Here is a 16171-nt window from a genome sequence, read left to right as displayed (position 1 = left end):
TGCCAATTATGTTCCAAAAGTGAATAGATATGCGCCAAAAAGGACAGAAAACATCGAACACAAGACGGTGATCATTACTTAAAATTCTGGAGTATTTATTTTATTATTTCATTTTTTTGTAAAAACAGCGCGTCTTCTAAAATTTTAGTTTTTATATTGTACTTATAATTAAAAGAATGCTTCAATTATTCAAAATAAATATCAAAAGTATTCAATTCAAAAAGCTATGAGAGATAAAAGAGAAGGAAGAAACATTAGTGTTCTAAGCTGTTTTTCCTTCTCTTATTATTCTATATCAAAACAATGCTAGAAAAACTTTCTAAGTTCTTTGAGTAAAAACTCCCAAAACCAGAGAGGAAAGTTGAAAAGTTTTGAGACAATGTCCAAAAGTTTCGAGATTCTCTCCAAAGTTTGTTTTTTAGTTTCGCCCGCAGTTTTTTTATACGATGTAAGAGCACTTTGATTTGAGAGATAAATTTGGTTTGATGGACCATCTTGTACTAAGAAAGTGCATTTTGTAAAGGTCATGTGTTCCACCTTTATGACGTAGGGATTATGAACTGTAATCGGTTCATAGGTGCTACAGGTTTTCACTTTTGCATTTGCAGTTGTCATGGATTCTGTTTCAAATGTATGTGTGTAAAGGTTACTTGTGTGTTTTTCGGGTTTACTGTCGATTAAAATACATTCATCCATTACGCTTTTTATGGGTGCATTTACTTTGTTTATAAAGTTTTTGAGATGTTTAGAAAATTGAGTTTCTAAGGATAGGATTTTTAGGGATGGGATTTTTATGATTGTATTCATTTTATCAAGTTTTTTTAATACTTTTTTTATTAAAGGCCCGTAAATGTCTTTAATGTTTAAAAAATCACGAATATCAAGTTTACTGATGGCATTATAGGACCACCCTGAAAGACATGCGATCATTTCAATTGATTGCTCGTCGCCTTCTTTGCTCTGTATTGCTTTTAAGTCTTTAAATTTCGGGCGGCGTAAGGTGATTTCTGTGTATGTCTTTCCTTCCACTTTAATAGGTACAAGTAATTGGTACGTGGCTAGTTCTGTCATATTCATTGATAGGCCCCTTGCTTTCTAAATTAGATGCAGAATGATTCGTCAAATTTTCATTATATCATGTTTGTCAATAGCTTAGGTAATAAACTTTGTGCTGGTTATGTAGAATGAAATTCTAACAAAATGGACAAGATGAATTTAGATTTTAGAGCGAGATAGAAGCGCAATTTGCTTTATGATATTAGTGGGCTATTAAGTTTGTTTGCTCAATTATTTGTGTTGATAAAAACTTCTCCATGAGCCATTGTTATATGCTGTATTGTTACAATAATATTTGTGTGGGGAGTTTTAAGGAGAGGGAGTTTGTGGCTTCTTTTTTCTTTGAGCGTTGTAAACCACTTCTGATAAAAGATGTTGTCGGAAAAGTGATGTTGTTATCATGGAGAGGGATAGAGTTTGGGAGCGTTTTTGTTGATGATATCAATGAAAAAAAGCTGATGAAGATAGGGCAACATGAATACAACAAAATGCGCTATTTCGGATTGGGAAATATATCTCTGAAGGAGAGTTTTGATCTTTTAGCTTCTTTTGCGTATAGTTTTAAAATTGCGATTTGCTATGCTTTAAAATTAATTATAAAGTGAAGCACTAAGTGTTTATTTACGTGTTGCGTGTGCGTGCGGATCAGACATTGGATTTATGCATCAACAAGATGAATTATTCTCGAATAAAGTAAAAGAATAAAGAAAATTTATTATTTTATTTCCTGTGGATAAAGTTAAAATAGATTTATATTTATAAATATAAATTATTATTTTTCTATAAACGTAAAATTTAAATATTTTTAAATTTAAGAAATGTGACTTTCCTGATGAAACATAAATATACATTACCATTCATTATACTTATCGTATGTTTATCAACAGGAGGTTTGATTTCGACCGATATTTTTTTACCAGCACTGGGCGATATGCGTCAATATTATCAAGTGACACAATCTCAAATTCAAAGTGCAGTGGCGGTTTTTTTGTTGGCATTGGCACTTGGACAGCTCATTTATGGGCCGCTGAGTGATAATTTTGGGCGTAAAAAAACACTTCTATTGGGCTTATTCTTGTGGTTATTTACGACACTTGGTGTGATTTATACGGTTCATATTCACGCTTTTCTTGTGTTACGTTTTTTGCAAGGTCTTGGTGCTTGTGCGGGACTTGTCTTAAGTCGTGCAATTATCAATGATTTGTTGGATAAAAAAGCGGCTGGAAAACTTTATTTGATTGTTTTCCCTTTTATTGGAATGTCACCAGCACTTGCACCTTTCATTGGTGGACTTTTGATACAAGCTTTTCATTGGCAGGCAACTTTTATCTTTTTAAGCTTTTTTATATTTTTGACCATTTTGCTGTGTTGTTTTGTGCTAACCGAAACTCTACCTCCTCAGAAGCGGCAGCATTTTTCTCCGGTAGGATTTATGAAGGCATATTTAGGTGTTCTCAGAAATAAACAATTTATTTTTTATGCACTTATTCCGTGTTTTTCTTACGCTGCCTATTTTGCTTATATTGTGGAGTCGCCTTTTTTACTCACGACTTTGGGGTTATCGCCGATACACATTAGTTATAGCTATATTGGTGTTTCGTTTCCCTATATTTTGGGAAATCTTTTGGCGCGATGGTTTTTTGAGCGCGAGTCTATGGAAAAGACTGTGGGGAGAGGGTACATTATTTTTGTGATAGGTGGTGTGCTGTTTGCTTTGCAAATGTATCTAAGCCCATGGCCCCTTGTGACAAGTTTTATGGCTATTGCTGTTCTTACTTTTGGCAATGGTTTTTTATTGCCGTTAGGAACAGCGTTGGCTATTTCATCGCATCCGAAAGCTGCGGGAGCGGCTTCTGGTGTTATGGGATCTTTGCAATTAGGAAGTGCGGCACTCAGTGCAGCGGTTATCGGAAAGATATCTGGTCATAGCCCACGGGCTATGGCAACTTTGTTAGCTGTGTGTTGTATGATTGGTTTTATCATTTATATTCAAAAAGCGCGTCATTTTATGACTTCAGAAATGAACTGAGTAAAATGATAAAAAGAAAGCATTATGCGGAAATGTTTTTGATGTTGTTCACGAATGGGGTACCTGTACATTAGATGAATTTTTTTATTAAGTTGTTGGATTGAGTGGGTTTAAAATTTGTTACAAGCTTAGTTTGAGTTTAATAAATCGATTATGATGGGGGGAGAGTATGAGCCTAGAGTTTCAACATATTTTCATTATATTGGATGGGAAAAGTTTTGGCTCTAATGCATGTTTTAAATAAGGGGAGGAATTGATCAATGAGCCTTCCTATTATTATTCTTTCTCCTGTAATGCCAATTTGGGATGGTGGTGTTTTTTGTTCTCCATTGACAAAGTTATGCTTATCAAAAGGATACCCAGTCACTCTGTTGGATACGCTTTCTCTTTTTCCTAAGGGTTCTCATGTGCTCAATCATGCTGCTGTAGACATTTTATCTTTTATGGCAGAAAAACTTAAAAGCTATTTTAAAGAGCCCGCAGTGCTTGTGGGATTTTCTATGGCTGGAATGTTGGTACAAATATTGGCAGCACGGCTTCCCAATGTTCAAGCTGTGCTTGCTGTGAATGCACCTGGCTATCCAGATAAGGTTTTGCAACGGCGCCTTGGAGATATTCTTGCCTCCTTAGAAAATAATGATTTGTCGGGGGCTTTGGAAATACTCAATGGTTTTATGCATCCTTCTGGCATTATGAAAAAAAGAGTTTTATTGGAGATTCCCGATAAACAAAAAAGCGTGGCAATTGAACGCATGAGAAGAGGGTTTAAACTCTTATTAGAAATAGATGCTAGAGATGAAATAGTTAAGTATAAGGGGAAGTTTTTAGCTTTAGTGGGAGAAAAGTCACAACTTGCAACGGTAGATAATCAGACGAAAAGTCATTTTTTCAATCATGAATATAAGATTATTTCTGGTGCTGGTACGCGTTTGTGGGAGGATAATCCTACTATGACAGATGCAGTCATTGATGAGTGGATTGATGAGTTATGAAAAAGAAAGTTCTTGTATTACCTGGTGATGGGATAGGACCAGAAGTTTGTGATGCTGCGTTGAGGGTCTTAGAGCAATTCCAATTGCCGATTGAGTTTACTTATGGTGATATTGGTTTTGAATGTTGGAAACAAGAAGGAGATCCTGTCCCTCAAGCAACTTGGCAAAAAATTATTCAGAGTGATGCCATTTTACTTGGAGCTGTGACCAGTAAGGGAAAAGAAGCGGCTTTAAAAGAACTGGAACCGCATTTAAAAGAGCAAAAACTTGCCTATGTGTCACCGGTTATTCAGCTTCGCCAAAAATTAGGGTTGTTTGCAAATATACGCCCTGTCAGATACATCTTTGGTCCGAGAAAACCTTTTCATTTTTGTGTTATCAGAGACAATAGTGAAGGCCTTTATGCTGGATTGGATTTTCGGGGTATTTCTCCTGAAACAGCCGTTTGGCTAAAACATCCCAATTTAACAAAATATGGGCTTGAGGAAGCTGCGTGGACAGTCCGTTTGCAGACACGCTTTGGTTTAGAGCGGTTATTTGAATATGCTTTTTTTTATGCGAGGAAATATGGCTTTAAGCGCGTTACTTTTGCTGATAAGCCCAATGTTATGCGAGAAAGTGGACAATTTGCTCAGGAAATTTTTGAGAAGATTGCGCAAAACTATCCGGAAATTGAAGCAGATATTCACAATGTTGATGCGGTTGCTTTGTGGATAGCAACAAAGCCAGAGCAATTTGGGGTGATTGTTGCTGAAAACATGTTTGGCGATATTCTCTCTGATCTTGCCGCTGGAGTCATGGGAGGATTAGGGCTTGCTCCTCATGTGAATGTGGGGAGCGAGATTGCTTGTTTTGAACCTGTTCATGGCAGTGCACCACGTATTGCTGGACAGAATAAAGCAAATCCTTCTGCGATGCTTTATACCACGGCTTTACTTTTAGAGCATTTAGGTTTTAAAGATGCAGCAAAACAACTATCTGAGAGTGTTGATCAGGTTATTCGTGCTGGAAAAACTGTTACCTATGATCTTGGAGGTGTAGCCTCTACCCGTCAAATGGCTGAAGCTGTTCGCAATGTTCTTGTGAATCCTGTCTCTATTTGTCATGCGGCAATTATTACGATTGGTGATGAACTCCTTTCAGGACAATATTTGAATACGAATTTGCAGGATTTGAGTCAGAGCTTGAATAAAAGAAATATTCAAGTCACGCGTCATTTTGTTTGTGCTGATCAATTACAGCAAATCAGTGAGACTGTTGTTTCTTGCCTTGGACAAGAAGATCTTATCATTATCAGTGGGGGATTGGGACCAACATCAGATGACATAACACGTGATGCGGTTTCTCAAGCTGTAAAGCAGCCTTTGGTACATCATGAAGATGTTTGGCAAACAATAAAAGGTCAATTACAACGATTAGGGATTTTGGTGGATAAGAGTAATGCGCGTCAAGCATTGTTTCCTGAGACAGCAACCGTGCTTGATAATCCTACGGGTACAGCACCAGGCTTTTATCTTTCTTGTGATGGAAGTACGCTTGTTGTTTTGCCTGGTCCGCCATCACAGGCTCTTGCGCTTTTAGAGAATTATTTAGAACACAACGAGAAGAAATATTCTTTTGTATCGCGTGCGGGGTATGCATGGACTTTGATTGGAATTGATGAAAGTACCATTGCGCAGTGGGTTGATTGTCATCTTGAAAATGAGCCATTTGAACGGCATTTTTTATGGAAAAGCCCCTATGTTCTTGTGCAGCTTGTTGGTCAGTCATCGGCACCTTTGGCACAGCATTTAATCGAACAATTTGAAGATCATTTTCACTCCTATTTGGTTGGTGCAGAAGTTACTACTGCTTGTAAACAATTGAAAAAGCATACAGAGGTTCATTGGTCTTCCAATGATCCATATCTTTTAAAATATTTTCAGCCCATAGAAAAAAGTACAAAAAATATTCCACTGCTTGAGGTTGAAGTGAGCCTAGAACCTTCTATCGAGACATTAGAAAATCAAGAAGAAAGCCTTGGACATGCCACGATGACTATACGGATGAAAGGTTATGGTGATGATCGTGTAACTTTTCCCTATACGCGACCACTTTTAGGTGCCGTCTTACAAGAATATGCAGCTTGGTTGGTTTTAAAAAGAGTTTTGCAAACTGAGAAAAGCAAATGAACCTCTATGGGGACGTAAAAATATTGCTCAAATTATTGAACGTTCTATTATAAGAAGTATTTTGATCCTTTTCTTAAGTGATTTTTATCTATAGGTTAATCTTTCTTTTGATGTGTAATTAAATCACTTTGATTAATTCAAGATTAAGAAAAACTTTACGATATTAGGCTTGCTACATTCAATATTTATAATGATTAATTATTATTATAAATCAATTCGTTATCTTTCATAGAGCTGATGACAAGGAATCCAGAGACGTCATGTGCCTCAAGCGTTGTAAATAATTGAGATTCTTTGTAAATCAAAAAGCGATGGTGTGAAAAGACAAGAAGTTGTGTCATTTACAGGAAAGCTTTGCAAATTTTATTGAAAAATATGTCCAGTTTATTGCGAATATGTGCCATTCAGTTATCTGATAATAAATTGCTGTAAAGAGCTTATAAAAATTTTTCCTTTAAGTTTTTGTGTGATTGCACGATCGTTGGGTGTTCGCTTCCGAGGGGCGATATTTTTCAATGTGATAACAGGAAGAATTATTTTTCTGTAAGACGTGAAAATTCAAGGAGTGATTATTTTATGCTTTTGTTTTCTTTTCGATTGGTAATTTTTAGGAATTTGTTTGAGGAAAATATTTAATGCGGTGCGTTTGTGAATGTGGTTAAAAACATTTTACGCGTGTGTGGGGGAGAAATAAAATGTGTCTTAATTGTTGATAAGAGTGTCAATGTTTTTGATGAACAAATTTTAGGCGTAATTCTTAGTATCTAGATAGGAAGTTCATTGCATTTTTAACAGTTCGTGTCCTATCTGTTGTGATGCGCAGTGGTCTTTTTTAGCAAAAAAGAAAGGGCTTTTATGTATCAGATTGATTACAACAGTTATCGTTCTGTCAAGAGTTTTAATCGTCGCGTTCGTTTTCTCGTTATGCATTATACGGCTCTTGATTTTAAATCCTCGATTATGGCGCTTACAGGAGAAAAGGTTAGTGCACACTATCTTGTTCCTGATCCTTCAGAGCAGACATATCGTGAAGCAGGCTTTAAGGACATGCGTATTTTTAATCTGGTTGATGAAAATGAGCGTGCATGGCATGCGGGTGTGAGTTCATGGGCTGGGCATAGTCATCTCAATGATGCATCTATCGGGATTGAAATCGTTAATTTAGCGACGGGTCATTCTGAGTCTCCAGAAGAGACAGTTGATTTTATGGCTTATCATGATGAGGGTGGTATATTTCCTCCTTATAATCCAATACAAATTGATGCCGTTAAGGAACTTGCCTTGAATATTCTTCAACGGTATCCCGATATTATGCCAACTGATGTTGTGGGACACAGTGATATTGCTATTGGAAGAAAAAGTGATCCAGGAGCAGCTTTCCCATGGAGAGAACTTTATAGGGCAGGTATAGGAGCATGGTATGATGATGAACTAAAAAGTCATTATCAAGAGCAATTTTCTAAGAACTTGCCGCCCAAAGAAGATATTTTGGCGAAGCTAAAATGTTATGGATATGACATTTCTGCTGCGTGTACCCAAACAGGATACAAAGATTTGATCCGAGCATTCCAACTTCATTTTCGTCAAGAAAATTATGATGGGATTCTAGATGTTGAAACAGCAGCAATTCTTTATGCATTGGTTGATAAATATTTTCCGTGAATTCAACGTGTTTTAATTGAAAATATGGTTATGATGACGTGTAAGCCTTTTTCTTATCAAGAGAGGCTTCTTTTTTCCAATGCGCTTTATGTAAAAAGGGCATTAATCGTGTAAAAAATCTCATGTACGGTATAAGGCGTTTTATGGAAACATAAAGCTATAGAATGCTTTATGATTTGCAGAGATTAAATTTACTGTTTCTTTGTCTTATATTTTGCTTTCTTTAAAAACGAGTAAAGTCAAGATGTTGCGTATATGATGGCATGCTCCTGACGCAAGATAAAACGCTTCAATCAAAATGGGCTTGTATTATATATTTACATGCTTGTTTTAAAGAAATGTCTTTTAGCGTGTATCACAACACATATTTTACAGCGACGTTCATAAAGAATATAATCTAAAATCCTCTATGAAGTGTATCCTCATTTTTATGCTTAACAAAAGTGCCGAACACCATTGTACACTTTGCCAGATCTCAATATTACTACAGCCCTTGGAACTTAAAACGATTCATAAAAGGGTTTTCTTTACTCGTTTTTATTCACATGGCTCTCTCCATTTGTCGTCTACAAGTGAATGATTTTGGTTGATTGAAACATGGAACAGGACTGGTATGAGAGAATCTTACACTATTCTGAACCCTCATTCAGCATGTAAAACAACAAATTATCATTATAATTAATGTGATGTAGATTCAAGAAAAGGTGGGTCGTTTACAGATTGCTCCTGATAGGAGTCTCTCTTCTTTAGAAGAAGAAGAAGAGGGAACCTCATTTTTTGAAGATATATCTATTTTCTCTTTTATTGCTTTGGAGGATATTTTCATCGTTTTGACAACATGTTTCTTGATGATTAAGTTTTTTAATGCGAGGCAGTGTTGTAAAATATTGTGTTGTAGAGTGTTAATAGAAGACACATTCATGTAAATCAAAAACACAATGATGTCTTGTTTTTTTCAATATTTTATTTGTTCAGTACAGAACTTACCTGAGAAGTTCATGACCTAAATTAACAAAGGTTAGGTATAAATTACCAACAAAAATCAATTTGGTAATAAAGAAAAGGTATTTGTTCACCTGGGTACGCAAGAGATTGTTTGAATTGATGTGTAAGAACCCACGTATGCAGTGTTCTTATCAAGCACATCAGGTGAATTTTCTGAGAATGTTTTGGTGAAAGCCAGTAATTTTTGTCAAAAAGACAAGAAAATAACGATCAAGAAAGATGTTCATGATGTTTAATTTCAAAAATAAAACCTAGCAACATAAGTTGCTAGGTTTCAAAGGTTGTAGCTTAAATAGGATTAGAATGAACGCTGTAAACGGATCATACCTTGAAAAGCACTTTTTTTATTGAATAGATGTTTTTCATTATTATTCTGATCCTTCACAATGCGGTCATCATTCCAGGAAACATAGGTTAATTCAGGCGTAATTACAAATCCTGGAACCAACGTGTATGCAATATTTACAGAAGTTGCAAAGGTTTTTATAGCACTATAAGAAACTTGTGCATTCAAATTTGCCTTCGGAGTGAGTTTGTAAGTGGCACCTGCCCAAGCAGCCCATTTACCGCCCCAGTTTGCATAGATCGTTGTGCTTTTTCGTGATAACTCATCATTTTCATTTACTGTGTAGTAATCAAGGCCGTTTTTATAACCAGCCATTACCCATAGATTGAAACGATCATTGATATTGAAATCTGCACGTACTTTTCCAGCCCACTTTTTGTAGTAAGTATCATATGCTGCAACCGCTGAAAAACCACCCCATTTTTGCATAAACTTGATACCCAAAACTACATTGGGTGTGTAATTTTTAATTGCTTTACTTGGAAGAATATCCTTCGTGATAGGAACAAGCTTATCATCTTTATCAATATAGTATCCGCTTATTCCAGGAAGAACATCTGAATTATTGCCTAGTTCAGCTCCGATAATAGCAGAAAAGCCGGAGTCACCATTAAAGGTGTAGGAAATAAAATTGGTGCGTGTTGTGCCGGCAGGTGCTATGCTGTCATCATTGAGAACATTTCCATAATCACCAGTCCAGCTGTTGAAAATTGTGTCATCAAGACCTACGCGAAAACCACCCAGTTCAATGTAAGCGGCTGAAAGCCTTGCACCAGCTTTATCACCACCATCACCCCAACTTGAGAAAATTCTTGCATATGAACGAAGTGTTCCCATTTCTGTTTCAGAAGCGGCTTGAAAAACAAGGGTGAGCCGTGATGATGCGCCATAGGTTTTTCTTTTGTTTCTCAGTTCAGTTTCGTTTGTTGCATCGATATTATCACCGCCTATAAAATCAGTACGAACATTTCCTGATAAACGCATGCAGGTTTCTGTTCCAGGGATATAAAAATATCCTTTTCCGTAGGCATCACAAACGCGAATATATTCTACAGGTTCGGGTTCGGGGATAACTGTTGAAGCAGCATGTGCTCCAGAAATTGTTAAAAAAGCTGCTGTAGAGCTTAAAAAGAGGGATTTAATATTCATATAGGATCTCCGAGGTCCGTTAATTTTCTTCTAAATTCTAAAGGGTATCATTTACCTAACGCATTAAGGACAAAGACATAAGTAAAATACGCGGCACTTGTTATCTTAGCTATACTAATCTTTTTAGATATTCAAATATGAAATTACCTTTTTGTAATGTATACATGTACTATTCGAGATAATGTGGTAAAAAAGACACAATTTTTGTTTTGTTAACTTTTTATCCCTATGGGCTCAATAGGAGAAAAATTTCAGATATTTGGGAAAAAAATCGAAAATGTCTTGAACTTTCTGTTGATACCATTTATGCCTCTCTGTTGGAGAGGTGGCCGAGTGGTCGAAGGCGCTCCCCTGCTAAGGGAGTAGGGCTCAAAAGGCTCTCGAGAGTTCGAATCTCTTCCTCTCCGCCATCTATTGTTATAAAAGCAGTTGATTGTGTATAGGAATTTTTTTCAGTGATTTGTGCTCATTTGCTTTTCTGCTAATCTCAATTTTGTGAAGTTTTTTGATTGCTTTTCTTGCTAGACGTTTTCTATCAGCTACTCTGCTATAGAGTGGTGCTATTTTATCTTCCTTCCATCTCAATTTATGTGCGAAATTGTAATACCTGTATTAGCAGCGCGTGTGGTTGCTCATTTTCTTAATTCCTGTGTTGATTTTTAATTTTATGTTTCATGAAACAAGTTACAAAAATTTCTTTTCTAATGGTGTAAACTAAAGCAAAACCAATGGGGGATATTTTAAGCGCAATATGTTTCATGTAAATCGCTATGCCAATTTATATTAAAGTAAATATGATCAGTTGTGGAAAAAAATATCCTGAGAAAAATAGGTTTGGTTCAAAATTTCTCATGCTTTTGTTGATAAAGGAAAGCGAAGCTCTGTTATAGCATCACATTGACGTTGCATATTTTTTAGCTAAGGATTGCTTATTTATTTTTATGGATATAGGGAGCAGCACGCACGTTTGTAAGAATAAGCGGCCGTAAAGCTAGATGTTACGGATTTTGTTCTACAAAGTGTTTTTGACTTCCCTATATCGTTCCAATCGTTTGGTGGCACATTTATTTTATGACGTTGTTTTGCTAAGCTTTTGCTTTTGTGTGTCAATCAACACCTACTCCTTATACAACAGCATATTTGAGATCAATATTTAAGATGGTTTACTGCTTTATCGGTTATGTCAGCGTTTATATGCCAAATAGGGGAGAAAATATTGTATATATTTGCTAGCGAGTCATTTCTAAAAACGGAAGGATCTTTTTAATTTTTAAAAAATATAAAAGCAAAAAAGGTGGAAGTTATCTCTCATTTTTATCATCATCTTATTAATTCAGTTTTATAATTTTCATAAATCTCTATGGTCGTGTCTTTTAAATAATGAAGATTATGTGTCTTACGCTTTTGTTTATCCCGTTGGGATTATGCCTCTCATATAAAAAGAATGTTCTAAACACAAATATACTTGTGTTGCCAATTTATGCACTTGTGTTAAAGAGATATCTTTCAATGTGTATAAGCCCATTTTGCGACGGCACCTCTTAAATGGTATAAAACGTAAAAGTTTCTGTGAGGCATATAAAGTCTTATAGTGCCACACCATTTGTATACTTATGAAGATGCAAAGAGGCATATTATACTCCTGCTTCCATTTTGTGATAGATTTTAACTATGAGAGTTCATAAAAGGCATTTTTTCTTTTCTAAATTGTTTTTATTTATACGGCTTTCTCCACTTAATGATGTGCAAGCAAATGATTTTGATTGTTTCAACCATAAAAACAGATTTGAAAAGAAAGAATCTTACAATATTCGAGTTTGCTATATTATCATTATAAATCAACATATTGCTTTATATTTTCATTGTATGTTGAACGTTGGATGTGGCAATGCTCTCAAAAAAATATTGATCTCTTTTAGAAGAAAACGTTGTGGGTGAAATGTTATGGTTTTTCTCTCATAGAGACTTTTGAGAGTGTTTCATCCATTTCATGACAACCAAACCACACATGAAAAAAGTAATGGTCGGTAATATTAGATAGTAAGATGGAGAAACTTTTGCAGGAAGAAAAGAAATAATACTTAATACTGTAATTGAAAATATTCTTCCGCTGAAAGAGACAGCACCAACAATACCAGAAATATGTTGCGTTTGTTTTTGGTTAAGTTCTGAGAAAAATAAGCTTTTTGCACCGATCGGTACAGTGCAAATAAATCCATGGATTAAAGAGAAGGCGATGACTGATGCAGCAGTTTGATGGCTATGAACTAAAAAATAGAGCGCTATGCACATCAGCGCAGAAAAGAAGGAAAAATATTTTATAGAATTCTTATATTTTTTATCAAGAACATGATACTTAGACATCAGTAAATTTGAAAAATATTGTGCTGAAAAGGCTCCAATATGGCAGCACATCAAGACGAGCATTTGCGAACCGTTGAGGTGATGAATTTTTCCTCCTGAAAGTATTATCGGTTGCCAGAAATGATAAATAATCTGAATACCAGCGCTAAAAAGGCACATGAGGAAAATAAACCATGCTCCTCCTACTGTATTTTGAAATATCCAGAGCGTTTCCTTGGCATTGTGCAAGATTGTTTTTGTTTTGGATGTTTCAATTGTCGTTTTCTTTTCTTCCGGAACAATAAGGAATATCAAAAAAATAAATCCCATCATGAGGCATGAGATGATATATCCCATAAAATATTGTCCAGAGTAATAGATCGTTCCAATTCCTACAATCCCACTGAGAATACTTCCGAAAGAGTTAACTTGGTGGTAGAGATGAGCATAATGCGAAAAGTGATCCTGTTTATCGCCTAGAGAATGGTAAATCCATCCGTCAATGGCGCTGACAATGATGCAAATGCCCGCTGCATAGAGAATTTGCGCAATAATAAGTGCTGTCATATTAGGAGCTTGAAGGCATAGAAGATAAAATACTCCTGTCATAAAGACCCCAGCCATAACGGAATATTTACGCCGATATCTGTCAGATAAAACAGCGCAGGGAAAATCAAGCAGCAGAATGGTGGTGGAAAAGACAACCTGAAGCAGAGCTAATTGCGCCAGACTAACTCCCATGGACATTAAAAAAATAGCATGGTAAACACCAATGAGCATGCGGACAGCATTATAGGATCCATAGTTGAGAGCGAGGGTGCGTGGTCTGTTCATTGTGTTGTTCCACAAACCTTACAGTGAGGATTTTTCTTTAGAGAACGCTCTTCTGTGAAAAGTTGGCTGCTCCATATCCCCACACGGTGATCAGTGGAAAGAAGGCTTCCATAACCACCCAAAAATTAAGAGCATCATTAGCACACATGGCAGCTGAAAGTGCATTAACAGGGGGAAATGTAGCAACTTTGAAGTTATTATTAATCATAACACAAGCTTCATAAATAAGATGATCACTTTTTGCCGGAAGATTACCTATAGACGAGCTACATGCGTAACAACCAGTTTTCTTAAGTATGTAAAATGGACCAAAGACAGCTATATCATTAACATAACCGGAATTTATATAGGCTTGTTTGTTTTTTACACACCATTCATTGATCCATAGGCCTAGCTGAGCAGGTGAATCAGCAGAAATGATCCATAAATCAGCTTTGGGTAATTTGTTGATATTCTCTTTTTCAGTAATCAACATTTGTAATTCATGAACTTTAATTTGGCTGTTTCTCCGCATCAGCTCACGTTTAAGAACTGTTGTTTTCGGAAGACTGATATCTTCTTCAGTAAAAAGAATTTGTCTGGTAAGGTTGGTTATCTCGATCACATCATTGTCAACAAGAGTCAATTTTCCAACGCCAGAGGATGCAAGCATTGCTGATACATGATTACCAATCCCACCACCCCCTAAAATGACAACACTTTTTTGCAAAAGAATATGCTGAACGGAGGTTGGATGCATACCATAGCTTTGATAATGGAGATGACTTCTGGAATATCGATTATTGAGGATATTGTCTGATGTTTCAGCTTTGACAAGAAAATGGTTAGAAACAAGAAAATCAAACGCACGGTCAAAATTTTCTTTTAACATGATTAATGATAGTGAATTGTAAACTTCATCTACTGTCTTTTTTTTGATCCATTGTGCTGCAATAAGCACTAAGTTCTCCCAAAAATTTTTATCATTGATAATAAACTGCTTTGAACCTGCACCAAAAATAGCATCCTCTTCACGAACAACAACACGTGTGTATTTTCCTAAAATATATTGTTGTTTCATTTCTCCTCCCCACTTGTAGAGCAAACCAACTTTTCCCTGAAAAATAACTTCAGGTAAATTTCTTTAGTCATTAATTACATTCTGTATGATTCATGATGTCCTCCCCGTTATTGATGCTTTCATTATTCACCACATTACATGGGAGGAGGGCCCTATATAAAAATGTAAATACATTTTTATGATGTAAAGTAAATATTCCTACATCAAATATTGATGAATGTACATTGAGAAAATAACGCATCTCATCAGTTTAAAACTCTATGATCTCTATTAACTTAAATTTAATAGCATAAAATATAATATAAAAAATGAATAAATTTTAATTTATCTAAAAAACACAAACTTTTTTATTGCTGCTACTGATAAAACAAACAAATCTATATTATAAAGTAGTTGATAACTACATTGATTGTGGTTATCCGTTTTGTATACGCATCATTTCATAAATGTTAATAGATTTATTAATCAAAATATTATTTTTGAAGTAATTGTAATATACTATTAAAATATTTTAAATTTACCTATAAATTGATTAAATTTCTCCTATAGAGATATAAAGATAGAAAGAAAAATCTATGACTATTTTATTGAATAAATTATTTTTTATAGCTTTATTCTGTTTGTTAAGTATTTAATTTTTGTACAATTTATCCCTTTTTATTTTTATAATAGATTATTCTAAATAGATTTAATAAATTTCATTATTAATTTTTCAATACGAATTTAATTGTTTGTTTTAATTTATTGCATACGAGAAAATAAAAAATGTTTACAAAAAAAGTTCTGTTGAGAGAAGGCTTATTGCTTATCATATTTTTGCTAACATATCTTTTATCTACCTCGCATGGCTATACTGGTATAGATAAATTATTTTGTTCCCAAGTTGTTAAGGAACGTGATGATGCGGTTCAGAAGTTGGATTCAGCAAAGTTTGAAAAAGACAATGCGGAGAGAGGATGGAACGATACAATGCAAATATTGGGGGTGTCGGTAGAGGACTTGAAGAGAATAGCTTTTGAACAGCAGGCACTCTATTTTGCATTGCTGAAAAATATGCCAAATAACAAGCAACTAACTTATAAATATGAAATAACGCAAAAGCGGAATGCTGCAATTTTTGAACGGCTCGAGAAGGTTTTTACTTTATTTGAGCATGTTGAGAAAAGAACAGAGGCTTTTCGAGAATTAAATGAAGCAAATAAGCTTAAGGATCAGTCTCAAGCATTACATTATTTAGAAGTGATTTCTAAACATCATGAACATATTGATAAATTAAATCAAGAGATTAAAAGGATAGATCACAAAGTTGATAATTTAAATAACAGGCTTCAAAGTTTGAGGAAAATATTTCGATAAGAAACGAAAAGTTATTCATTTAGAAGACACGTTTGAGCAACGAGATAAAGCTCTTACAGCACAAAGAAGGAAAGAAAAGTGACGGCTCTTATGGCGCTTTGCGAATGACAAAAGATGAGCTCATTCTCTCTCATGGGGAAAACCAAATCCATTTGAATAGCCAAGGTT

10 protein-coding genes, 1 tRNA gene and 1 pseudogene are annotated in these 16171 nt (G+C 35.2%); 7 read left to right on the top strand and 5 right to left on the bottom strand.

The features are described from left to right. Positions 1 to 306: 306 nt before the first annotated feature. The gene (locus tag ACFIJP_RS07810; protein ID WP_375626775.1) at positions 307 to 1077 is read right to left on the bottom strand and encodes a phage tail assembly protein; all 771 of its coding nucleotides are present in this window, start codon (positions 1075 to 1077) and stop codon (positions 307 to 309) included. Between the two features lie 305 nt (positions 1078 to 1382). Here ACFIJP_RS07810 and ACFIJP_RS07805 point away from each other — a divergent pair, with 305 nt between their 5' ends. The 5 genes from ACFIJP_RS07805 (at position 1383) to ACFIJP_RS07785 (ending at position 7910) form a co-directional block, all read left to right on the top strand. Further along, positions 1383 to 1661 carry a hypothetical protein gene (locus ACFIJP_RS07805; protein ID WP_375626773.1) on the top strand — a complete coding sequence of 93 codons (279 nt, stop codon included), beginning with the start codon at positions 1383 to 1385 and terminating at the stop codon, positions 1659 to 1661. A gap of 227 nt (positions 1662 to 1888) precedes the next feature. Beyond that, the gene (locus ACFIJP_RS07800; protein WP_375626771.1) at positions 1889 to 3085 is read left to right on the top strand and encodes a multidrug effflux MFS transporter; all 1197 of its coding nucleotides are present in this window, start codon (positions 1889 to 1891) and stop codon (positions 3083 to 3085) included. Positions 3086 to 3345: 260 nt separating this feature from the next. Continuing rightward, complete coding sequence (locus ACFIJP_RS07795) at positions 3346 to 4077, top strand: alpha/beta fold hydrolase (RefSeq protein ID WP_375626769.1); 732 nt, start codon at positions 3346 to 3348, stop codon at positions 4075 to 4077. Next, positions 4074 to 6248, top strand: a complete 2175-nt coding sequence (locus tag ACFIJP_RS07790; RefSeq protein WP_375626767.1) for an isocitrate/isopropylmalate family dehydrogenase — start codon at positions 4074 to 4076, stop codon at positions 6246 to 6248. Before ACFIJP_RS07795 ends, ACFIJP_RS07790 begins: the two co-directional genes overlap by 4 nt. An 855-nt stretch (positions 6249 to 7103) precedes the next feature. Beyond that, positions 7104 to 7910, top strand: a complete 807-nt coding sequence (locus ACFIJP_RS07785; protein ID WP_375626766.1) for an N-acetylmuramoyl-L-alanine amidase — start codon at positions 7104 to 7106, stop codon at positions 7908 to 7910. A 1303-nt stretch (positions 7911 to 9213) separates the two neighbouring features. On the opposite strand, the gene ACFIJP_RS07780 is transcribed toward ACFIJP_RS07785, so the two are convergent. Beyond that, positions 9214 to 10410: a porin gene (locus ACFIJP_RS07780; protein ID WP_375626765.1), complete on the bottom strand. Its 1197-nt coding sequence runs from the start codon at positions 10408 to 10410 to the stop codon at positions 9214 to 9216. 319 nt (positions 10411 to 10729) lie between these two features. On the opposite strand from ACFIJP_RS07780, the gene ACFIJP_RS07775 reads away from it, so the two are divergent. Continuing rightward, positions 10730 to 10820, top strand: a tRNA-Ser gene (locus ACFIJP_RS07775). Positions 10821 to 10902: 82 nt separating this feature from the next. Here the strand turns inward: ACFIJP_RS07775 and ACFIJP_RS07770 are convergent. The 3 genes and pseudogenes from ACFIJP_RS07770 to ACFIJP_RS07760 form a co-directional block, all read right to left on the bottom strand. Then, positions 10903 to 11042: pseudogene (locus ACFIJP_RS07770) on the bottom strand (integrase); the annotation flags it as partial. Between the two features lie 1324 nt (positions 11043 to 12366). After that, a complete protein-coding gene (locus tag ACFIJP_RS07765) occupies positions 12367 to 13587 on the bottom strand; it encodes an MFS transporter (RefSeq protein ID WP_375626764.1) in 1221 nt (406 codons plus the stop codon). Positions 13588 to 13624: 37 nt separating this feature from the next. Then, complete coding sequence (locus tag ACFIJP_RS07760; RefSeq protein ID WP_375626762.1) at positions 13625 to 14647, bottom strand: ThiF family adenylyltransferase; 1023 nt, start codon at positions 14645 to 14647, stop codon at positions 13625 to 13627. Between the two features lie 765 nt (positions 14648 to 15412). Here ACFIJP_RS07760 and ACFIJP_RS07755 point away from each other — a divergent pair. After that, positions 15413 to 16003: a hypothetical protein gene (locus tag ACFIJP_RS07755; protein ID WP_375626760.1), complete on the top strand. Its 591-nt coding sequence runs from the start codon at positions 15413 to 15415 to the stop codon at positions 16001 to 16003. Positions 16004 to 16171 lie beyond the last annotated feature (168 nt).

It is taken from the genome of Bartonella sp. MU37NMGALS, from assembly GCF_042194015.1.
Taxonomy (GTDB): Bacteria; Pseudomonadota; Alphaproteobacteria; order Rhizobiales; family Rhizobiaceae; genus Bartonella; species Bartonella grahamii.
This window is presented reverse-complemented; position numbering and strand designations above follow the sequence as displayed.